Source organism: Marinobacterium ramblicola (genome assembly GCF_019084545.1).
In the GTDB taxonomy this organism is placed as follows: domain Bacteria; phylum Pseudomonadota; class Gammaproteobacteria; order Pseudomonadales; family Balneatricaceae; genus Marinobacterium_D; species Marinobacterium_D ramblicola.
Genome location: NZ_JAHREP010000020.1, coordinates 50,902 through 70,438, shown reverse-complemented (window position 1 = coordinate 70,438; position 19,537 = coordinate 50,902). Strand labels below are relative to the sequence as shown.

19 protein-coding genes are annotated in these 19,537 nt (G+C 57.0%); 9 read left to right on the top strand and 10 right to left on the bottom strand.

Annotation, left to right across the window (positions count from 1 at the left end):
- Nucleotides 1-97 precede the first annotated feature (97 nt).
- Nucleotides 98-340, bottom strand: coding sequence for a Rho-binding antiterminator (locus KQ940_RS15665; RefSeq protein WP_246590124.1), 243 nt, complete (start codon nt 338-340; stop codon nt 98-100).
- A 273-nt stretch (nt 341-613) separates the two neighbouring features.
- Here KQ940_RS15665 and KQ940_RS15660 point away from each other — a divergent pair, with 273 nt between their 5' ends.
- Entirely contained in the window at nt 614-1,240 is a 627-nt protein-coding gene (locus KQ940_RS15660) for a helix-turn-helix transcriptional regulator (RefSeq protein ID WP_217414679.1), read from the top strand.
- Between the two features lie 33 nt (nt 1,241-1,273).
- On the opposite strand, the gene KQ940_RS15655 is transcribed toward KQ940_RS15660, so the two are convergent.
- The 3 genes from KQ940_RS15655 to KQ940_RS15645 are packed head-to-tail and all read right to left on the bottom strand — an operon-like array spanning nt 1,274 to nt 4,395.
- The gene (locus KQ940_RS15655) at nt 1,274-2,326 is read right to left on the bottom strand and encodes an ABC transporter substrate-binding protein (RefSeq protein WP_246590119.1); all 1,053 of its coding nucleotides are present in this window, start codon (nt 2,324-2,326) and stop codon (nt 1,274-1,276) included.
- Nucleotides 2,319-3,731 (bottom strand): sensor histidine kinase, encoded by a 1,413-nt coding sequence (locus KQ940_RS15650; protein ID WP_217414678.1) that lies wholly within the window; start codon nt 3,729-3,731, stop codon nt 2,319-2,321. Before KQ940_RS15650 ends, KQ940_RS15655 begins: the two co-directional genes overlap by 8 nt.
- Entirely contained in the window at nt 3,718-4,395 is a 678-nt protein-coding gene (locus KQ940_RS15645; RefSeq protein ID WP_217414677.1) for a response regulator transcription factor, read from the bottom strand. The genes KQ940_RS15650 and KQ940_RS15645 overlap by 14 nt, the downstream gene beginning before the upstream one ends.
- Nucleotides 4,396-4,601: 206 nt before the next feature.
- On the opposite strand from KQ940_RS15645, the gene tcuA reads away from it, so the two are divergent.
- From tcuA to KQ940_RS15610, 7 genes are all read left to right on the top strand, one after another.
- Nucleotides 4,602-5,996 carry an FAD-dependent tricarballylate dehydrogenase TcuA gene (gene tcuA / locus KQ940_RS15640; RefSeq protein WP_217414675.1) on the top strand — a complete coding sequence of 465 codons (1,395 nt, stop codon included), beginning with the start codon at nt 4,602-4,604 and terminating at the stop codon, nt 5,994-5,996.
- Nucleotides 5,983-7,062: a tricarballylate utilization 4Fe-4S protein TcuB gene (gene tcuB, locus KQ940_RS15635; protein WP_217414674.1), complete on the top strand. Its 1,080-nt coding sequence runs from the start codon at nt 5,983-5,985 to the stop codon at nt 7,060-7,062. The genes tcuA and tcuB overlap by 14 nt, the downstream gene beginning before the upstream one ends.
- A 72-nt stretch (nt 7,063-7,134) precedes the next feature.
- Nucleotides 7,135-7,788, top strand: a complete 654-nt coding sequence (locus KQ940_RS15630) for a GntR family transcriptional regulator (RefSeq protein ID WP_217414673.1) — start codon at nt 7,135-7,137, stop codon at nt 7,786-7,788.
- Nucleotides 7,789-8,030: 242 nt separating this feature from the next.
- Nucleotides 8,031-9,149 (top strand): 4-oxalomesaconate tautomerase, encoded by a 1,119-nt coding sequence (locus KQ940_RS15625; RefSeq protein WP_217414672.1) that lies wholly within the window; start codon nt 8,031-8,033, stop codon nt 9,147-9,149.
- 126 nt (nt 9,150-9,275) lie between these two features.
- A complete protein-coding gene (locus KQ940_RS15620) occupies nt 9,276-10,379 on the top strand; it encodes a Bug family tripartite tricarboxylate transporter substrate binding protein (RefSeq protein WP_217414671.1) in 1,104 nt (367 codons plus the stop codon).
- A 64-nt stretch (nt 10,380-10,443) separates the two neighbouring features.
- On the top strand, nt 10,444-12,435 hold the full coding sequence (locus KQ940_RS15615; protein ID WP_217414670.1) for a tripartite tricarboxylate transporter permease: 1,992 nt from the start codon (nt 10,444-10,446) through the stop codon (nt 12,433-12,435).
- 17 nt (nt 12,436-12,452) lie between these two features.
- Complete coding sequence (locus KQ940_RS15610) at nt 12,453-13,316, top strand: universal stress protein (RefSeq protein WP_217414669.1); 864 nt, start codon at nt 12,453-12,455, stop codon at nt 13,314-13,316.
- A 178-nt stretch (nt 13,317-13,494) separates the two neighbouring features.
- Here the strand turns inward: KQ940_RS15610 and KQ940_RS15605 are convergent, their stop codons facing one another.
- Nucleotides 13,495-13,914 (bottom strand): rhodanese-like domain-containing protein, encoded by a 420-nt coding sequence (locus tag KQ940_RS15605; protein WP_217414668.1) that lies wholly within the window; start codon nt 13,912-13,914, stop codon nt 13,495-13,497.
- Nucleotides 13,915-14,076: 162 nt separating this feature from the next.
- Between KQ940_RS15605 and KQ940_RS15600 the strand changes: the two genes are divergently transcribed.
- Nucleotides 14,077-14,424, top strand: a complete 348-nt coding sequence (locus tag KQ940_RS15600) for an FKBP-type peptidyl-prolyl cis-trans isomerase (protein WP_217414667.1) — start codon at nt 14,077-14,079, stop codon at nt 14,422-14,424.
- A 64-nt stretch (nt 14,425-14,488) separates the two neighbouring features.
- Here KQ940_RS15600 and KQ940_RS15595 read toward each other — a convergent pair whose 3' ends face one another.
- The 5 genes from KQ940_RS15595 to KQ940_RS15575 form a co-directional block, all read right to left on the bottom strand.
- Nucleotides 14,489-15,451 carry a PA2778 family cysteine peptidase gene (locus KQ940_RS15595; protein ID WP_217414665.1) on the bottom strand — a complete coding sequence of 321 codons (963 nt, stop codon included), beginning with the start codon at nt 15,449-15,451 and terminating at the stop codon, nt 14,489-14,491.
- A 51-nt stretch (nt 15,452-15,502) separates the two neighbouring features.
- Entirely contained in the window at nt 15,503-15,892 is a 390-nt protein-coding gene (locus tag KQ940_RS15590; RefSeq protein WP_217414664.1) for a PA2779 family protein, read from the bottom strand.
- Nucleotides 15,893-15,978: 86 nt separating this feature from the next.
- Complete coding sequence (locus KQ940_RS15585; protein WP_217414663.1) at nt 15,979-16,602, bottom strand: LysE family translocator; 624 nt, start codon at nt 16,600-16,602, stop codon at nt 15,979-15,981.
- Between the two features lie 100 nt (nt 16,603-16,702).
- Nucleotides 16,703-18,094 carry a dihydrolipoyl dehydrogenase gene (locus KQ940_RS15580; protein WP_217414662.1) on the bottom strand — a complete coding sequence of 464 codons (1,392 nt, stop codon included), beginning with the start codon at nt 18,092-18,094 and terminating at the stop codon, nt 16,703-16,705.
- 136 nt (nt 18,095-18,230) lie between these two features.
- Nucleotides 18,231-19,529, bottom strand: a complete 1,299-nt coding sequence (locus tag KQ940_RS15575; protein WP_217414661.1) for a DEAD/DEAH box helicase — start codon at nt 19,527-19,529, stop codon at nt 18,231-18,233.
- Between the last annotated feature and the right edge of the window lie 8 nt (nt 19,530-19,537).

Below are 19,537 nucleotides of genomic sequence, written 5' to 3'. Positions count from 1 at the left end.
ACCTAATCGCGTGATCAAAAGCAGCGCTAAGCCCGCGGGGTAAAACCTGGCGGGCTTTTCTATGGTTTATCGCGCTTTACCGGGAAAAGGTCACCACCTAGGCAAAGGAGACCACCTGGAAGTGCGGGTTTTCGGTACAGGCTTCCATACGGCGGATATCCTCCAGCACGATCAGGCTGTCCATGCCCGCCACGCTAAGCTTGAGACACTCCTGCCGCGCCTCGTTACGCTGGGTATCCAGCGCCTTCCCCTCGACAATTACACCTGAGTTCAGAGTCAACCTGACCGGGTACCTGAATGTACAGGCTATTTCGATATAGTCATGCTGGTCACAGCTCATCATTGTCTTTTTCCCACCGTCGTCATGCTCAGCGCGGAAGCAGATGCTTGCTCTATCCAGAATAGTTGATCGATGGGTTACAAGCGTTGGTCTGGATGTAGGGGATGACGGCACATACGATGAGGAGGAACAAGCCGATATTCATTTGAGGCACTGAGCTGTCTAGAAATCTAGCTACGATTCAGAGGCCAGAATCCGACAGCTTCATGACAGGTTGCTCTGTTACCTTGCCCCCTGGCCTTGGTTTATCACATTACAAGAGATAGGTCTCGAATGTACGGAACGGTTATTGTCGGTAATTCTCCTTTGTTCAATAGTAGTTTGAAAAGAATAATATCCACTGCTATGGGTAAAGAAACAGAATTCTACGAATTTGACAATGTTCGATCAGTCGTTAAGGTTCAGAGAAATCCAGTATTTTTTATCGTATACGGTTCCGTGTTGGAGACAGAGTGTGTCAATATTTGTCGATCAATTTACGGCTCCGGTGAAACTATGTTTTTGGCTTTCTCAGAGGTTTTAGGTAAACAGGATAAAAAGTTAATAAAATCCTCTAAAATTGACTTTTTTATACCTATGAATGCAGAGCTTGATTTTGTTAACAAGCTTATATCCTCTCTTTTCCGGAATGGAAAAAACACTAAGAATAAAGAACTATTAATGTCGAGAGAGTATCTCTCACTGTTTAGAGCTGATGTGCGTGATCTAACGGAGAAAGAGAGGGATGTGCTAAGAAAAATATGTGCAGGCTATACGAATTCAGACATCTCGACTGAACTTGGTATAAAGGAGTGTACTGTAAAAGCGACCATAACCCGTACGAGGAAGAAACTCAGGATGACCAGTCGGCATCAAGCTTTGAGCTTTGTTCAAGACCTGAATCACGCCGACGTTTCATAGATCGTAGTGGTGTTTTGCCATAACGATGACCGCTCAAGGGTAAGATCGCATCGCAGAATCCCATTCATCCAGAATAATCTGTTTCTTCGATTTATCGCTAATCGCCAACAGTGATAGATCGAGGTAGATCGGCTTGAAGCGACTGTCATCGACCTTGATGAGTGTCGTGGCCGTTTCGTAACCAGGAATATCGTCGCGTATCGGATAAAGACTGGATGCGTCGGCGAGTATTCTCTGGCCCTCTTTGGACAACAGAAAGTCGATGAACAGGCGAGCGCTCTCCAGATTTCGGGCGCTACGGGATATAAAGGCACTGCGCATGACCAGTGTCGTGAAGTCCTCCGGTAGAATCACCTGCAGATCCGGGTACACCTTGGCCCAACTGTTCGCGTAGGAGCCGAGCACGTTGTAGGCAATGGTCAACTCTTTGTCCTGTAACGACTGTAACATCGTGGCGCTGCTGGGATACTGGCGAGCCAGGCTGTTGCCGAACGCTTCCAGCAGGCGTCCATAACTGGTTGTCTGTTGACGGTCGTTGGCCCAGGTGAGATAGCCTATGCCCACTCGTTCAATATCGAATGTTCCGACCCGGCCTTTTAGAATTTCGCTTTGGCGGCGTAGCAGGGTCAACAGTTCGGAGCGACTTCTGGGAATATCGGCGCTGTCGAGCAACGTCTTGTTGACGACAATGACGGCGGGTTCATAGGTGAATCCGAAAATTTCATTTCTCCAGTTCGCCCAGTGCGGCAAGCGTTCGGTTTCAGACGAGAGGTACGGTCGAGCGTAGCCATCGTTAACCAGCTTGAACTGAAGGTCCATGGCGGAACTGAGCATCACATCCGGGCCATTGGGCTGATCCGCAAGAAATTTCTGGTACAGCGTCAGGGTATTCCCCTCCACATACTCTATGTCAATGCGAGGATGTTTGAGGTGAAATGCGTGTAACAGGGGGCTTATCGCGGGATAGTCCGCCGCACCATAAATGATCAGTTTGGTGGAGGGTGTGGAGCTGGCCGGAATGCTAAAAAGGTTGGTGGCATGTAGATTCGTGGCCAGTAGTAGTAGCGGTAACAGCAACTTAAGCATTTTCCGACCTCGCAAAATGGATTTCGACCACGAGTCCGTGGGGCGTGTTCTCGAGCAGATGGAGTTCAGCGCCATGATGATTGGCAATCTCCTTGGCGATTGACAGGCCCAGGCCGCTTCCTGGCTTGTTGCTAACTGTTCCGCGGAAAAACTGCTCAAACACCTTGGGTCGGTCGGCCTCAGGTATTCCAGGTCCATTATCGCTGACCGAAAGTACGATTGTTCCGTCTTCAAGTTTTAGGATATTGGTTTCGACCAAGCCGTTGTCATCACTGTATTTGATCGCGTTTTCGAGTATGTTGCGGATCATCTGCTTCAGGGCGAACTGATCGCCGGTCAAATGAAACTCGCCTTCTCCCAGATAGGAGACTTCTACGCCGCTTTGCAAGGCGGGCACGGCGACCTCACGGCATACCTCTTTAACCAGTGCATCCAGTTGTATATCTTCAAAAACCTCGCGCCGAAAGCGGTGTTCCAGCTCGGCCTGCATCAGCAACTGGCTGACGGTTTCGCTCAGCAGATCGCTACACTCGACCACACGCCGTAGCTGCTGGCGCCTGATCTCGCTGTCCTGCTCCTCCAGCGCATTTTGTGCCTGAGATTTAAGACCGGCCAAAGGTGTTCTTATCTGGTGTGCGGCGATGGCAGTGAACTGCTTCAGTTTATCCAGGGTACCGTTCAGCTGGTTCATGAAGTGGTTGATGGTTTTCAGTAACGGCGTTACCTCATCCGGTACCGAGAGATCGAGCGGCGTTAAATCGACTGGAGAGCGGGAGCCTAGCTCTTGGTTCAGCGTTTTAAGCGGAAGCAGCATCATTCTGATCGCCAGAGTGACCACCAGGAGCGCAACGACGAAAAACAGCGATACAAACTGTAACGCCTTCCAGCGAATCTCTGACGCCAGTCCCTCTCTGGCCCGAAGGGATTGACCCAGCGTTACCCGTATTCTTTTTTTGATCGCAACATCATTTAACACCTGATCCATGGTGATAAATCGTATGTTTTCGCCTCGATATTTTTGCGTGTAAAACCTGTAGTTGAAGGGGCCTATACTCCTATCATCCCGACGTAGATCGCTATTTTCTACCTGCATGGGAATATCGTCATATCCGGTAACAAGAGTGCCGTCTTCATCGGTGATTGCGTAGAAAACTCGATCGTCGGGTGCCAGTGACAGCGTCTTGAATGCCGATCTTGGCAGATCGACCACGACGACGCCGTTGATCAGGCTGATATTTTCTGCGATTTGGAGAGTGGCACCGGCTAGAAGCCGGTCATAGGACAAGCGTGCTGCACGACGTCCATAAAGATCGGCTGCCAAGTAGCTTATCATCACCAGAATGACCAGAAGGCTAATGGTTAGTTTGGTGAGCTGCTGTTTTATTGAAAATCTATTTTGCTTCATCTAAATCATTGAGTAGATAACCCAAGCCTCTGAGCGTTTTTATATCGACGGAGCTGGACGACAGCTTTTTTCTAAGCCGAGCAACGTACAGTTCAATCGCATTGGGACTTGGTGATTCATCGAAGCTGTATATGTGATTCAGAAGCTCATCCTTGCTTAAGACCCTGCCGGTATGGGTCAGGAATATCTCAAGCAGCCGAAACTCCCGTTGTTTTAGATCGACGAGTTCGTTGTCAATAGAAACAGTACAGGCATTTCGGTCGAGCACCAGATTGCCATAAGTGACCTGATCCCGCGAATGTCCCGACTTTCGTCTGAGCAGTGCCCTGCAGCGTGCCTCCAGTTCACCGAAGTCAAACGGCTTGGTCAGGTAGTCGTCTGCGCCGCAGTCGAGCAGAGTAATCCTGTCCTCTACCTGTTCGCGGGCGGTTAAAATCAGCACAGGAGTATCTTTTTTTCTTTTTCTCAGGTTTTCCAGGACCCGTTTACCGTCGAGGCCCGGTAGGTTCAAATCGAGTATGATCAGGTCGTAATCCTGTCGTTTCAGAATCTCGTCTGCCTGGCTGCCCGTCACCACCAAATCCGTACCATGGCCTTGCCGTGCTGCGCGCCTTGAAAGCGCATCGCCCAGAGTTTCATCATCTTCGACTATCAGAATTCTCATTGTGTCTCTTCAGTAATATGTCGATCTCGATCAGGTCCTGCTGCCTCCACTCATTCTAAACGCATCCTGAAAATTAGCGTAAGCGGTTCTCCAGAAGTGGTACTGGAATTTGCCAATGTGCCTCCGTGACAGGTGTATGACAGCTAACTCATAGAGGATGAGTGCAGATGTATTCGGCTGTATACAATCAGGAGGCTGATAAATAAATGGTGGATCCAAGAGCCAATTACGATGTGATCGTGGTAGGTGGCGGCAATGCCGCACTCTGTGCCGCGATCTCGGCTGCCGAAGCAGGGGCACGCACCCTGATACTGGAGGGGGCTCCCAAGGCGTACCGCGGTGGTAACTCACGTCATACTCGAAATTTTCGCTGTATGCATGGAGAGCCGATGGCTGTCTTAACCGACAGTTACGGCGAGCAGGAGTACTTCGAGGATCTGATGAAGGTGACGCAGGGCAATACGGATGAAAAGCTTGCCAAGCTTGCGATCCGCAGCTCCCAGGAGTGCTATGCCTGGATGGTGGAACATGGTGTGCGCTTCCAGCCCTCGCTGTCGGGTACGCTGTCACTCTCGCGCACAAATGCGTTTTTCATGGGCGGGGGCAAGGCGCTGGTCAATGCCTACTATCGAACAGCCCAGAACCTGGGGGTTGACGTTCTTTACGAGGCGCATGTGACTCATCTCGAAAGGGAAGGGGACAGAATCGTCAGTATCGACGTCGAGCATCAGGGGCAGCAGCACTGCTTGGTGTCGAAGGCTGTTGTCGTTGCATCGGGAGGATTTCAGGCGGATGTCGACTGGTTGGCTGATGCCTGGGGACCGGCTGCGAAGAATTTTCTGATCAGAGGGACGCCCTACAACCGTGGCGTCGTACTCAAGGATCTGATCGGGCAGGAGCTGGAGTCGGTGGGCGATCCTACGCAGTGCCACGCGGTGGCGATTGATGGACGCGCGCCGAAGTTTGACGGCGGCATCGTAACGCGGCTGGATTGTGTCCCGTTCTCGGTGGTGGTGAACAAGGAGGGGCTGCGCTTCTACGACGAGGGAGAGGATGTCTGGCCGAAACGTTATGCGATCTGGGGGCGGTTAGTTGCGGCCCAGCCGGACCAGGTCGGTTATGTGATCATCGACTCGAAATCGCTTGAGCTGTTCATGCCGTCGGTCTTCCCGCCGATCAAGGCCGACACCCTGGAAGAACTGGCCGGGAAACTCGGTCTGCCGGCTACACGGCTGCAACAGACGATCAACGAATTTAACAATGCCTGCACCGAAGGCCGCTTCCATCCGACCGAGTTGGATGGCCTGGCCACTCAGGGGCTGATGCCGCCGAAAAGCAACTGGGCCCGTCCGATCGATACCCCTCCGTATTACGGCTATACCCTGCGTACCGGTGTCACCTTTACCTATCTCGGACTGAAAGTGGATGAGTCGGCTCAGGTGCAGGGCCGCACCGGCCCGATGAAGAACCTCTGGGCGGCGGGGGAGATCATGGCCGGCTCCATTCTCGGCCAGGGATATCTTGCCGGTTTCGGTATGACTATTGGCACTGTATTCGGCCGCATCGCAGGTCGGGAGGCTGCTCGCTATGCAAACAATTGAGTTAGTAAATTTGGATGCCATTGCCGAGGCTCGTCGCCAGATTGAGATATGCAATGCCTGTCGCTACTGCGAGAGTTACTGCGCGGTATTTCCGGCTGTACACAGCAAACGCGCGTTCAGCGATGGCGACATTCAGCAGCTATCGAATCTCTGCCACAACTGCCGGGGTTGCTATTACGCCTGTCAGTACACCGCGCCGCATGAGTTTGGCTTGAATCTGCCCAAAGCCCTGGCCGAAGTTCGCCAAGAGAGCTGGGAGAGTCACGCTCGGCCGGGTGCCATCGCCAAGATATTTCATCGCAGCGGTACCGCCCTGTCGCTGTTCGTCGTTCTGGCGGCCGCGTTGCTGGTATGGCTGATTCAGGTAGCACCCAAGTCCTCCGGCGAAGGGTTCTACTCGCTTATGTCGCACAACGCCATGGTCCTGCTGTTTGTGCCGGCGTTTACCCTGCCGATTCTGCTCATCCTGCTGTCGCTGAGGGGGTATTGGCAAACGATCGGCGGAGAGCCGGTCAGGTGGCGTCACGTCGTCGGTGCGTTTGGCAGCATCGCGAAGATGAAAAACCTCTCCGGGGGGCATGGTGACGGGTGTAATTTCGAGGCCGAAGATGCGTTCTCGAACAGTCGCCGCCGGTACCATCAGGCGACCATGTATGGCTTCCTGCTCTGTTTTGCCGCGACCTCGGTCGCGACGTTGATGCACTACGGGCTGGAGATGTCGGCACCTTACGGGATCTTTTCCCTGCCCAAGTTGCTTGGTATCCCTGGCGGTGTGCTGCTAAGCATTGGCACCCTGGGGTTGGCGAGCCTTAAGCTGAAAGCGGACCGGGAATTGGCCGATGCCCGTGTTTGGGGCGGGGAGATGGCTTTTGTACTGCTACTGTTCGTTGTCAGCACCAGCGGACTGGCGCTGTACTTCCTGCGTGAAACCCGCCTGTTGAATGAGCTGCTGTCGTTGCATCTGGGGGCTGTACTTGCGCTCTTCCTGTTGATGCCATTCTCAAAGATGGTGCACGGCTTCTTCCGTCTGGCGGCACTGATTAGAGATGAGCAGTGCAAGGCTTAAGCAACACGAGTTGCATTTACATACGTGTACCGGGCCGAAAGGCCCGGGCCTTTATTGGGGAATAATAGCGGTATGACAACATCAGCGCGTAAGCCTCCTCTCGCCGCTGTTGCGTATGAGCGCATAATTGAAGCGATCCGCAGCGGGGCGCTTGAACCGGGCGGTCGGGTTGTCGAAACCGATCTGGCCAATTGGCTGGGTATCAGTCGGACGCCGGTTCGAGAAGCGCTTCGACGTCTGGAGTCTGAAGGCCTTATCTGTTCCACGCCGCATCAAGGCATGACAATCGCGGCGCTGGATTACCAGGCGGTAATAGAGCTGTACCAGATGCGCGAAGTACTCGAGGCCAGCGCTGCGTCCTTGGCGGCCAAACATGCGTCGGAAGCCGAAATCTATACGCTCAGGGAGATCCTGAACCAGGAGCGCAGCCTGGCAAACGATCCCGAGGCGAGAGCAAGGCTCAATGAGGCCTTCCATCAGGCACTGTACCGCGCGGCACACAACCGCTACCTGCTCAAGGCGTTATCCGGGTTTCGTGATGCTCTGACTCTGCTGGGTAAGACAACCTATGCCATTGAGGGACGCAGCGATAGCGCACTGGAGGAGCATGAACAGGTTCTGAGCGCTATCGAGGCAGGAGACGCGGGGCTGGCCGAAGAGGTAGCCCGGCGGCACATCCGCGCCGCGCAAAAGGCCCGTATCCGCATGATGACCGATCTGATCTGAAGCACGTATATCCCGCCAACTAATTCTATATCCCGTTCGTTACCGGCAGGCCTGTATCTGATGACGGTCAACCACCGTCCGATATTGATTTTCGGCTCCTGACAGGCCGGTGACAGCTTTGCCCGCTAATTTCTGCTCGCAATAGAGCATAGATCCTGTCATGAAGCCGGCTCATAGCGCTTCATGCACCAGCACTGATGCTCACTTGATAACTAAAAAGACAATAGAGCGAGGTGGCTGTCATGCCGAATCAGACCGCAATTCCGTGCACCATTTTCCGTGGTGGTACATCGCGGGGCCCCTATTTTCTATCGAGTGACCTTCCTCAGGAACGGGAGATCCAGGACCGCATTCTGACCGCCGCGTTGGGCTCTGGAAATGCGATGCAGATCAATGGCATCGGGGGGGGGCACACGCTGACCAGCAAGGTGGCGATCGTCGGTCCGTCCCGGCATCCTGAAGCCGATGTGGACTATCTGTTTGCTCAGGTGTCGGTGGAGGAGTTCAGCGTCGATGTCGGCCCCTCGTGCGGAAACATCCTCTCCGGTGTCGGCCCCTTTGCGATCGAGAAGGGACTGGTTGCCGCGCAGGATGGCGAGACGGTGGTACGAGTCCGTAACGTCAATACCGACTCGCTTATCCATGTTGTCGTGAAGACCCCAGGCGGGATCATCGAGTATGAAGGGGACACCGTGATCGATGGGGTGCCTGGGGCCGGAGCGCCGGTCATTCTCAATTTCCTGGATGTGGCCGGGACCAAAACCGGCAAGCTGCTGCCGACCGGAAATGTGCGTGATGAGTTCGATGGCATCGAGGTCAGTTGCGTCGATGCGGGGGTACCGATGGTGCTGATTCCGGCCAGATCGCTTGGCAAGACCGGAGCTGAAACCAAGGCAGAGCTCGATGCGGATAGTGAGCTCCTCGCCAGGATCGAGAAGATCCGCCGCGAAGCCTCACTGAGGATGGGTCTTGGTGATGCAACCGGAAAAGTGATCCCCAAGGTCGCGCTGCTCTCGGAGCCTCGGCACGGCGGCACCATCACCTCCCGGTACTTCGTACCCCACAACTGCCATGCCTCCCACGCGGTGACCGGTGCGATCTGCGTCGCCGCTTGTATCGCGGTACCGGGGTCCGTGGCGGCGGATGTGGCGATCTGCCCCGAGGGAGAGCAGAAGCCGGTTCGCATCGAACACCCCAGCGGCAAGATCGATGTGATTCTCGAAGTAGAAGGTCAAAACGCCGACAACCTGCAGTTGAAGCGGGCCGGGCTCGTACGCACCGCGCGTCTTCTGTTTTCAGGTCAAATCCATATCCCTGCCAGTGTATGGGCACCTGATGCTACGCAACCCGTTGAGGTTTGATGTCGGCTTTTGGGTGACAGGTTACTGACAGCTTGGCTGGGTAGATTCGATTGTGTGTGAAGCCGCCGCCCCGCGACATGGGGCTTCGCGCGGCAAAAAGATAATAACAAACTCCGAGGTAATGTAATGAAAAGCAAAACATCCCCCTATTCGAAACTGATCAAGGGCGCGGCTTTGGGCATGGCGTGCGGCATCGGGCTGAGCCTGTCGGCCATGGCGCAGGCAGTTGATTTCTCAGGCGAGCGCGTCGAGTTCATCATGCCGTTCAAAGAGGGTGGCGGTTCCGACACCTGGGCTCGCTTCTTCTCCCCGCTTATCTCCGAACAGCTCCCGGGGCAACCTGCTATCGTGGTCAAGAACATACCCGGTGGTGGCTCGACCAAAGGCGCCAACATCTTCCAGCAGCGTGCCGGTACTGACGGGCTGACCGTTCTCGGTACCTCCGGCTCCACTCAGTTTCCCTATTTGCTTGGCGATCCGCGCGTCAACTATGAGTACAAGGACTGGAAAGCCGTGCTGGCTTCACCGACCGGCGGTGTGTTCTACGTGAGCGCTGACCTTGGCATCAAATCGGCGGCGGATCTGCGCAAACTCAAAGGCGTAGAGGTCAAGTATGCCAGCCAGGGCGCGACCTCACTCGATCTGATCCCGCTGTTGGCGATGGACATCATGGGCCTGGATGTCAACGCGATCTTCGGTATGAAGGGGCGCGGGGCCGGGCGTCTGGCGTTTGAACGTGGTGAAGTGAACGTCGATTACCAGACCTCCTCAGCTTACCTGACCAAGGTCCTGCCGTTGGTGGAAGAGGGTAAGGCGGTTCCGATCATGAGCTGGGGGGTGCTGGATGAGGACGGCAACCTGCAGCGTGACCCGACCTTCCCCGATCTGCCTCATTTTGCCGAAGCCTATGAAATGATGCATGGCAAGAAGCCCTCTGGCATCGAGTTCAAAGTCTGGAAAACCTTCTTTGCCGCTGGATTTGCTGCGCAGAAAGGGCTGTTCCTGCCAAAAGAGACGCCTGACGAGGTTGTAGATGCCTGGACAGAAGCGGTCAAGAAGGCCGTAGCATCCGAGGGGTTCAAGGCGCGTAGCGAAGAGATGCTGGGAAGCTATCCCCAGGCGGTAGGTAAACAGGCGCAGAAGGCTTTTGCGATAGCGCTGGATATCACCGACGGGGATAAGGAGTGGATCAGAAACTGGCTGACCGAAAAGTACGGCACCCAGTTCTAACGATTAGCCGAAGGGGGCTGCTCGGCCCCCTCTCGCGATAACAACAAATCAAGGGTTTGGAAAAATGATTGATGCATTCCTGACAGCCCTGGTGACAGTGTTCTCTGGCGTACACCTGCTCTATCTGGCAGGTGGTGTCACCCTCGGTCTCGCAATTGGTATATTTCCTGGGCTTGGCGGGATTGCCGGTCTCTCACTTCTTCTGCCCTTCCTGTACGGAATGGAGCCGACCTCTGCGCTGGCGATGTTGATCGGCTTGGTCGCGGTCATCCCGACCTCCGACACCTTTACCTCGGTACTGATGGGCATTCCGGGATCCAGCGGCTCGCAGGCGACGGTGCTCGACGGCTTTCCGCTGGCGAAAAAGGGTGAAGCCGCGCGTGCGCTCGGTGCAGCCTTTGCAGCGTCGCTGTTCGGTGGTCTGTTCGGTGCCGCGGTGTTGACCGCATTCGTGCTGATTGCGCGGCCGGTGATCCTGGCCTTCGGCTCCGCCGAGCTGTTCATGTTGACGCTGCTCGGCCTGAGTATGGTCGGTGTGTTGGCCGGTAACAGCCTGGTCAAGGGGCTGAGCGCCTGTGGCCTTGGCCTGCTCCTCGGCAGTGTCGGTGGCGCACCGGCAACCGGCGAGTTCCGTATGACGTTCGGTAACTTTTATCTGATGGATGGCATTCCTCTGGTTGTCGTTGGTCTGGGTATCTTTGCACTGCCTGAAATTATCGACTTGCTGCGGCAGAACCGTGCCATCTCCGAGGCGTCTGAACTCGGTCGCGGCTGGCTCGACGGCGTGAAAGATCTTGTGCGCCATAAGTGGCTTGCGTTCCGCTGCGCGGTTATCGGCTGCATCGTCGGTGCTCTTCCCGGTCTGGGGGGCAGTGTGGTCGACTGGATCGCCTACGGTCACGCGGTTCAAACCTCCAAGGATAGAGAGAACTTCGGCTCTGGTGATATCCGCGGGGTATTGGCACCGGAATCATCCAATAATGCCAAAGAGGGTGGCGGCTTGATTCCGACGCTGCTGTTCGGTATCCCCGGTTCCGGCAGTATGGCGGTTTTCCTTGGCGGTATGGTCTTGATCGGTCTTGAGCCGGGGCCGTCGATGGTCGGTAATAACCTGGATATTACCTATACCATCGTTTGGTCGCTGGCATTGGCTAACGTACTGGGTGCGGGTGCCTGTCTGCTGCTGTCAAAGTGGGTAGCCAAGCTCACCACTATTCCCTATGCGCTGATGGCGCCGTTCATGATCACGGTGATCTGTTTTGCGGCGTTTCAGGCAACCCGCGACCTGAACGATTTGGTCTCGCTGATTGGGATCGGTGTGCTCGGTGTGCTGATGAAAAGGTTCGGTTGGCCACGTCCCGCATTCCTGATCGGATTCGTGCTTGCCAGTGGTATGGAAACCTACCTCTATCAGGCGCTCCAGTTCGATGGCATCGGGTTCCTCACCAAACCTGGTGTTTTGATCATCGGTGCACTGATTGCGTTGTCTATCTTCTTCGCCGTGCGTCATATCGCCAAAAACCAGCAGGAGACGGAATCAAAATCTGAAGTGGATACCGCGTCGGTACCACAGAATCGCATGCCGCAGATTCTGTTTGCAGGGGCTATTTGGCTGACCTTCGCCTACGGATTATACGATGCCATGCAAAGGACCCTGCTGGGCGGTGTTTTCACGGCCGGTGTCTGCGCGCTTATGTTGGTGCTGACCAGCGTGGTCATCTTCAAACTGGTGAAGGGGGATATCCATGATGCGGTCAACTTTGATGGTGATGTAAGCGAAGGCTACGCGTTCGATCGCAGTGTCGTGAGTATGCTGCACTATGTGTACTGGCTGCTGGGTCTGGTCGTGGCGTGCTACCTGTTTGGTTATGTGATCTCCACGGCTCTTTTTTTCATGCTGTTCCTGCTGGTGAAGGCCCGTACCTCCATTGTAAAAACCGGAGTGCTGACGGCCAGCGCCCTGGTGTTCATGCTGGCGCTGGCGCATGTGATGGTATTGGAGTTGCCGCGCGGGTTGCTTCAGGACGCGGTCAACATGCCTTGGCCGTTGGGTTGAGGCACAGGAGAGCTTAAATGATGAATCCCAAAACGCTACTGATGCCGCTCTCGAGCAGTGGCCAGGTAAAGGAGCGATTGCAGGGTGCGCTCGCGATTGCACAGTATTTCGAAGCCCATTTGGATGTCATGCATGCGCAGGTGAGTCCTCGCCGCTTCTTTCCGGATGACCGCATCTCACTGGCGGTCCCGGCTGAGCTGCTGCAGCAGTTGGAGACGCTGGCCACCAAGTCCACCGAGCATGAGTCGGTTGCCATGAGGTCGATGTTTGCAGAACTATGCCAGTCGGCATCTGTCGAGTTGGTCAGCGGCGGTCGTGTTGACGGCCCCTCCGCAACCTGGCTTGATGTGACCGGTCTGCGCAGCGAGATGGTTGCAGAGCGAGGTAAGGTCAGCGATATGCTGGTGATTCCTCAGCCACGTTCGGGCGTGCCGAGCTCCACCTTTGAGTCGGCGCTGATGCGTAGCGGCAAACCGGTCATGCTGATGCCCCGCGAACAGACATATTTCCGTGCTGAGCGGGTTGCGATTGCGTGGAATGGCAGTACAGAGGTTTCGCGCGCGGTTAGCGCGGCACTGCCGATTTTAAAACGGGCCCAGGAAGTTCATGTTTTGACTGAGCGTGATGCCCGACCGTTCAAGCCGGATGTTCAGGATCTGCTGGTATATCTGGAGCGACATGATGTCGACGCGGTACATAAGACGTTCGATAGCCACCATAAATCAGCGGGCGAAGCGATAGTCGATACGCTGCATGACGAGGGGTATGACCTGCTGGTGATGGGAGCCTACACCCACCGTCGGGTACATGAGCAAGTATTTGGCGGGGTGACGAGCTACGTCGTGGGCCACGCCAGGATACCGGCATTGATGATGCACTGAACCTATCTCGTTACTCGGTAATTTGTCGAGTGCTCTTGGCGATACCGTGAAAGCGGCGTCGCCTTTTTTGTGACCTTAAATATCGCGAGTGTGCTTTTCTTATTGGTTGTCATGTGATCAGTGAATCACTAACGGATAGCGAAATGCCCTGCGGCAGATCTGAATGCCTGCACTGCGCTCAGCAGTCGGACTCACCGGTTTTCGGTGTACAGGCGGTTTTGTCGCTGATGGTCAGGTTGGCCGGTTTGCTTTCCGCCATAGCCGTGAACCCCCCGGCGTTGAACAGCTGGGTATACCCAGACTCACGCAATGCGCGTTCTGCAATACCGGCGCGGTTACCACTACGGCAGTAGAGCACCACCGGCTGGTCTTTGGGGATATCACGGGCTGCAAACTGCTCGACGATCTGCTGGTAGGGGATCAGTAGAGCACCATCGAGATGGCCGCCGGCATATTCCTGCTCGGTACGCACATCCACCAGCAGGGCGCCGTTGGCAATCTTTTCCCAGCCGGTATCCTCACGAGGTCCTGCCTGGGCCACCAGACTCAGCAACAGGGCGGGCAGCAGGGTTATCAGGGCGATCAGTTGTTTCGTCATTTTTCGATCCTGTAATCAGAACTGGGCTGTTACTTTATGTATATCAGAATAACCTAATACTGGCGATAAATCGGGGAGGCGGAACAATTGTTCATTGATATCGCTAGCCTGGCGTTATTGAATACCCTGATGTAAAAGCTATTGAAAAGCAAAGGAAAAGTCATGACTGAATCTGTACAGCTGGTCGTTGAAGATCTGATTGAAGGCACGGGTATTGAGGTGAAAAAGGGTGGTGCCCTGGTCACGACCCACTATCGTGGCTATCTGGAAGATGGAACCGAGTTTGATTCATCCTACGACAGAGGTGAGCCGTTTCAGACGGTACTCAGCCGCAAGAAAGTGATCGCCGCCTGGGTCGATGGCCTGATTGGCATGAAGGTGGGTGGCAAACGGAAGCTGCTGGTGCCGTCGGATCTGGGGTATGGCGAGCGGGGCTTTGGTGACAAGATTCCGCCAGATTCGAATCTGATATTTGAAATTGAACTGCTGGAAGCGCTGAATCTGGAGTAAGTTGCACCCTGAATAGGTTCAGCGAAGCCCTCTCCTCAATGGAACTCAGACGTCCGGGGAAAGCTCATTCCCTCGCTTTCTCTGCCTGCTCCAACGTTTCTCGATAGATCGCCGCTTCCTGCTCACCCGCCTGTTCTACTGCGCGCTTGGCATAACGCACTGCCTCGGTGGCCTGGCCGGCATCGATCAGTGTCTGAGCCAGGTTGTTCAGCGCCGGGGCGTAGTTGGGGTAGAGCTCGGTTACCCGTTGGTACTGCCGGCCTGCGCCGCGTGGATCGCCCAGGACGTAGAGCCGGTTGCCGTAGCCCATCAGCATCTCCCGGTGGTTGGGCCAGCGTGACAGGCCGGTTTGCCAAGTTTTAAGGGCATCGTCGGCGCGGGCTTGGGATTCGAAAGCGGCCGCGGCCAGGAAGTAGCGTGTGGCATCGGCCTGCGGTGGGATCTGGCCCGGTTTCAGTGCGACCAGTGCCCAGTTTTTACCACGGCTCCAGGTGCGCTCGAACAGCTTCAGACCGATCTCATAGCGCTCGATCAGGCCTGAGCGCAGGATGATGCTGCGCTTGTCCAGGTTGTAGCCGACCACCACGGCATAGTGCCACTGTGGGTACCACTCCAGCCCCAGGTTTTGCAGCACCAGGACCGGATAGCCGGCATCGACGGTTTGCAGCAGTACCTCAAGCGATGGGTCGAGGGTGTAGGCCAGACGCTGGTAGTGGCGGGTGGCGGTCTGCATCTCCACCTGGAAGCTGCCTTTGCGTCCCGGTACGTAGACGCGGGCGGTCAGCTCGTCGGGGGTTACGGCCACGCTGCTGTAGTTGAGCACTGTCGCCAGCGCTGCCGGTCCGCACTGGTACTCCTCCTGAGGATAGAAGGGTACGTCGGTCAGCTCCTGCTGCGGGGGCAGGAGCCTTGGCTGGTTGTTCAGCAGTGCATTTGTCTGCGGCGTCGCGCTGCAGCCTGCCAGTAGCAGCAGGAACAGGAGGCTCAGGCAGAGACGAAGCTGTTTGGGCAGGGTGACTGGCCGCATCCGATTATCTCAGGGAGGTATAGGCCCGGGCTTGCTGCCCGGGCCTGCCGCTTAGATGCGGGGGAATATATCGGTTACGCCTGCGATATCGAGCAGGATCAGGATCAGCAGTACCAGGGCGATGGTGCCCAGGGCACCGCTACCGGCGGGCAACTGATCCAGTCGGCCTTCGACCTGGGCCAGCTCTGCCGGGGTCATGCCGTTGACACGCTCCTGCACCATGTTGGGGTCGACGCCGAGGGCGATCATCTGCTGTTTGACATCATCACGGGCCAGCATCTCGTGGATACGTGCTCTCTGGGTGTCGACTTCGGCTTCCGTGGCGATCTGGTCGGTGCTGACGATGGCGCCGTAGGCGGGGCCTTGAATGCCGGCAAAGGTGAAGAACAGTGCCACCAGTGCGGCGATAAAACGGGATCGGGTTACATCTTGTAGTTTCATCTGACGGACTCCTTGCCTATCGGTTGGCGATGACTATCACTGTGAAAGTATAGTCACTCGATAGGACACCACCTCGGCTGTCCGGTTCAGCTTTTTGCCATCATCGTGCCCATCAGCATAAACAGCACCCCGTTGAGCGCATTGAAGGCACGGCCCAGACGCGGCATGCGCAGTCGGCGGGCTCGGTCGGCGACGAGCGACAAGCCGCAGAGCCAGAGCATGCTGACGCTAAAGTGCACCAACGCCATCGCCATCGACTGCACCAGCGCCGAGCCGGCCGGGTCGATGAACTGGGGCAGAAACGCCATGTAGAAGATCACGGCCTTGGGGTTGAGTACGTTGGAGAGCACCCCTTCACGTAACGAGCGCCAGGGGCGCAGCGGTTGGGCGGCGGTTGCCGTCAATGCCGTGGGCACCGTGCCGCTGCGCAGCGTGGACCTAAGGGTCATCAAACCCAGCCAGATCAGGTAGAGTGCACCGGCCAGCTTGAGCAGGGTGAAGGCCCAGGCGGACTGCAGCAGAATGACCGAGATCCCCAGCGCGGATACGGCGGCATGCACGAACAGACCGCTGCTGATGCCGAGCGTGGTCAGTGCGCCATCTTTCCACCCGCCGCGCGCGCTGTTGCGCAGCACCAGCAGGGTATCCACGCCGGGCGAGAGTGTCAGCAGCAGGATGGCGACAAAAAAGGTGAGGTACTGGAACTCCATGGGATCTTTCCGCAGAACAGGTGCCGAATCTCGATTTTGGGCCCGGGGCCCGATCTCGTCCAGCGCAATATTGTGTGGGTCTCAATCCCTGCGTGGGTGCTTATCGCCTTAGCTTGGCACTCAGGTCACGCAGCAGCGTGCGTAGCCCCTCCTCCAGCGTTGGGTGGTAGTAGGGCATCTCAAGCAGCTGATCGACCGTCTCTCCGCGCTCCATCGCCCAGGCCAGCAGATGGGCCAGGTGTTCCACCTCCGGTCCCAGCAGTTCGCCGCCGAGCAGCTTGCCGCTGCCTTTGTCGGCCCATAGTTTGACGGTGCCGCGGGCCCTGTTCATCACCTTGGCGCGGGGCTGTTCGGCGAAGTCGAAACTGGCGCTGACCACCTCTCTGTCGCTTAGGGTGGCGATCTCGACGGCACTCATGCCAAAGGTGGCGATCTGCGGATCGCTGAACACGATCGCCAACGGGGTGGTGCGTCTGCCGGGTTCGATGTTGGGGTAGGCTCCGGCATTACGCCCGGCGATCACCCCCTCGTCCGAGGCTTCGTGCAGCAGTGGCAGCTGGTTGTTGGCGTCACCGGCGATGAAGATATGCCTTGGCGTGCACTGCAGAGTATGGCGGTCATACAGCGGCACGCCCCGTTTATCCAGTTGCAGCGATGTGTTTTCCAGACCTAGATCGTCGACCTGCGGTGTGCGGCCCGTGGCGGCGAGCAGGTAGTCGAAGGATTCGGTTATCGCATTACCTTCTTTGTTGGTGAAGCTCACCTCGACCCCTTGCTCGGTACGATGAACACTGCTGACCTTGGCGTCGGTGTCGAGTGGGTATTCGGCGCCGAACAGGGTGCAGGCCTTGGCTCGCATCTCGGCATCGCCCAACGGGCCGATAAGGCCGCCGATGCCGAACATCCGTATCCGCACCCCGAGGCGGTGCAGCGCCTGGCCCAGCTCCAGGCCGATGACGCCGGGGCCGAACACCACTACCGATTCCGGCAGGTCGGGCAGTTCGAACAGGTCGTCGTTGACCAGCAGGCGGTCCGTGGCGCTGTGCAGAAAGGCGGGGATGGCGGGACGGGAGCCGGTGGCGATGACAATACGCTGTGCCTCGATCAGCTCGCCGGTGTCGGTTTGCAGCTGGTGGTCGGAGATGAAGCGGACGCGTTGATGCAGGATCGCGGTGTCGGGGATCGACTCCATCCCTTTGAGCACCTTGCCGACAAAGCCGTCGCGCAGCATGCGCACCCGCTCCAGTACCGCCTTGCCGTCGATCCGGATCGAGCCGGCATGCACGCCAAAGGCGCTGGCTTCACGCAGATTCCAGGCGGCATCGGCGGCGGCGATCAGCAGCTTGCTGGGCATGCAGCCGACGCGGGCGCAGGTGGTGCCCAGCGGGCCCGGGTCGATCAGCAGTACGGAGTCTGTCTGTTTGCGGGCGTGTCGATAGGCGTTGAGACCGGCGCTGCCGGCGCCGATGATGGCCACCTCAGTTGTGCGCATAACCTGTCCTTCTCGTTGTCGAGCTCGGGCGCGAGCCAATATCAGTTATTCAGTAATATCTAATATTGGCTCGCGCAAGGTAAGTGCGCAATTTTCGGGCCTTTTAGCGGCCTGTCGGTGAGTGGCCGGTGGCGGATCAGCGCTGCTTGTTGCTGCGCGGGGTGTTGGCACCCTTGCTGCGTGGCTGATGTCCGCGGTGGGTATCGCCGGAGCGCTGGCCGTCGCGGTGAGGCACCTTGGGCTTTTTCGGCCGCTGGCGACGCTGGGCTGGTTTGCGATCCAGGCTGGATTCCGGCAGCGCATGGGCCGGATCGAAACCGTCGATCACTTCACGGGTGAGCAGCTGGTTGATCAGCCGCTCGATGGCGCGCAGCTGGTCGATCTCATCGGCACAGACCAGGGACACCGCCTGGCCGCTGGCTCCGGCGCGACCGGTACGGCCGATGCGGTGGACATAGTCCTCCGGCACATTGGGCAGATCGAAGTTGACTACCTGCGGCAGTTGATCGATATCCAGGCCGCGGGCGGCGATATCGGTGGCCACCAGTGCCTGCAGTTTGTTCGATTTGAACTCGCTCAGTGCCTTGGTGCGGGCGTTCTGGCTCTTGTTACCGTGGATCGCGGCAGCCTTGATACCGGCGTTTTCAAGCTGGGTGCTGAGCTTGTTGGCGCCATGCTTGGTGCGGGTGAACACCAGCACCTGGTGCCAGTTATGATCCTTGATCAGCTTGATCAGCAGCGGCGCCTTGGATTTCTTGTCTACCGGCGAGATCCACTGCTTGACCGTTTCGGCGGTGGAGTTGCGCGGCGTGACCGAGATCTCCACCGGGTTGTGCACCAGCCCCTTGGCCAGATCGCGGATCTCGTTGGAGAAGGTGGCCGAGAACAGCAGGTTCTGCCGCTTCGGCGGCAGCAGCGCCAGGATCCGCTTGATGTCGTGGATAAAGCCCATGTCGAGCATGCGATCCGCCTCGTCCAGCACCAGCACTTCGAGCTGGTTGAAGCGCACGGCGTTCTGCTTGTACAGATCGAGCAGGCGTCCCGGTGTGGCGATCAGCAGGTCTACACCCTTGCGCAGTGCCATCATCTGCGGGTTGATGCTGACGCCGCCGAATACCACGGTGGAGCGTAGCGGCAGGTACTTGCCGTAGGTCGATACGCTCTCGGCGACCTGGGCCGCCAGTTCGCGGGTCGGGGTCAGGATCAGTGTACGCACCTGGTTGGGTTTCGCGCGCTCGCCGTCGCTCAGTCGTTGCAGGATCGGCAGTGTAAAGCCCGCGGTCTTGCCGGTACCGGTCTGGGCCGCGGCCATCACATCCTTGCCCTCCAGCACGGCGGGGATCGCCTGCAGCTGGATCGGGGAGGGGGTGTCGTAACCCTGTTCGGCAACGGCTTTCAGAATAGGATCGGACAGGCCAAGACTGGCAAAACTCATTGGATGAT

Excerpts from the sequence above, each read along its gene's own strand:
- KQ940_RS15620 (WP_217414671.1), top strand. The coding sequence starts at position 9,276 with ATGAAAAGCAAAACATCCCCCTATTCGAAACTGATCAAGGGCGCGGCT.
- KQ940_RS15615 (WP_217414670.1), top strand. The coding sequence starts at position 10,444 with ATGATTGATGCATTCCTGACAGCCCTGGTGACAGTGTTCTCTGGCGTA.
- KQ940_RS15590 (WP_217414664.1), bottom strand. The coding sequence starts at position 15,892 with ATGAAACTACAAGATGTAACCCGATCCCGTTTTATCGCCGCACTGGTG.
- KQ940_RS15600 (WP_217414667.1), top strand. The coding sequence starts at position 14,077 with ATGACTGAATCTGTACAGCTGGTCGTTGAAGATCTGATTGAAGGCACG.
- KQ940_RS15625 (WP_217414672.1), top strand. The coding sequence starts at position 8,031 with ATGCCGAATCAGACCGCAATTCCGTGCACCATTTTCCGTGGTGGTACA.
- KQ940_RS15585 (WP_217414663.1), bottom strand. The coding sequence starts at position 16,602 with ATGGAGTTCCAGTACCTCACCTTTTTTGTCGCCATCCTGCTGCTGACA.
- KQ940_RS15610 (WP_217414669.1), top strand. The coding sequence starts at position 12,453 with ATGATGAATCCCAAAACGCTACTGATGCCGCTCTCGAGCAGTGGCCAG.
- KQ940_RS15645 (WP_217414677.1), bottom strand. The coding sequence starts at position 4,395 with ATGAGAATTCTGATAGTCGAAGATGATGAAACTCTGGGCGATGCGCTT.
- KQ940_RS15660 (WP_217414679.1), top strand. The coding sequence starts at position 614 with ATGTACGGAACGGTTATTGTCGGTAATTCTCCTTTGTTCAATAGTAGT.
- tcuB (WP_217414674.1), top strand. The coding sequence starts at position 5,983 with ATGCAAACAATTGAGTTAGTAAATTTGGATGCCATTGCCGAGGCTCGT.
- KQ940_RS15580 (WP_217414662.1), bottom strand. The coding sequence starts at position 18,094 with ATGCGCACAACTGAGGTGGCCATCATCGGCGCCGGCAGCGCCGGTCTC.
- KQ940_RS15665 (WP_246590124.1), bottom strand. The coding sequence starts at position 340 with ATGAGCTGTGACCAGCATGACTATATCGAAATAGCCTGTACATTCAGG.
- tcuA (WP_217414675.1), top strand. The coding sequence starts at position 4,602 with ATGGTGGATCCAAGAGCCAATTACGATGTGATCGTGGTAGGTGGCGGC.
- KQ940_RS15605 (WP_217414668.1), bottom strand. The coding sequence starts at position 13,914 with ATGACGAAACAACTGATCGCCCTGATAACCCTGCTGCCCGCCCTGTTG.
- KQ940_RS15655 (WP_246590119.1), bottom strand. The coding sequence starts at position 2,326 with ATGCTTAAGTTGCTGTTACCGCTACTACTACTGGCCACGAATCTACAT.
- KQ940_RS15630 (WP_217414673.1), top strand. The coding sequence starts at position 7,135 with ATGACAACATCAGCGCGTAAGCCTCCTCTCGCCGCTGTTGCGTATGAG.
- KQ940_RS15595 (WP_217414665.1), bottom strand. The coding sequence starts at position 15,451 with ATGCGGCCAGTCACCCTGCCCAAACAGCTTCGTCTCTGCCTGAGCCTC.
- KQ940_RS15650 (WP_217414678.1), bottom strand. The coding sequence starts at position 3,731 with ATGAAGCAAAATAGATTTTCAATAAAACAGCAGCTCACCAAACTAACC.
- KQ940_RS15575 (WP_217414661.1), bottom strand. The coding sequence starts at position 19,529 with ATGAGTTTTGCCAGTCTTGGCCTGTCCGATCCTATTCTGAAAGCCGTT.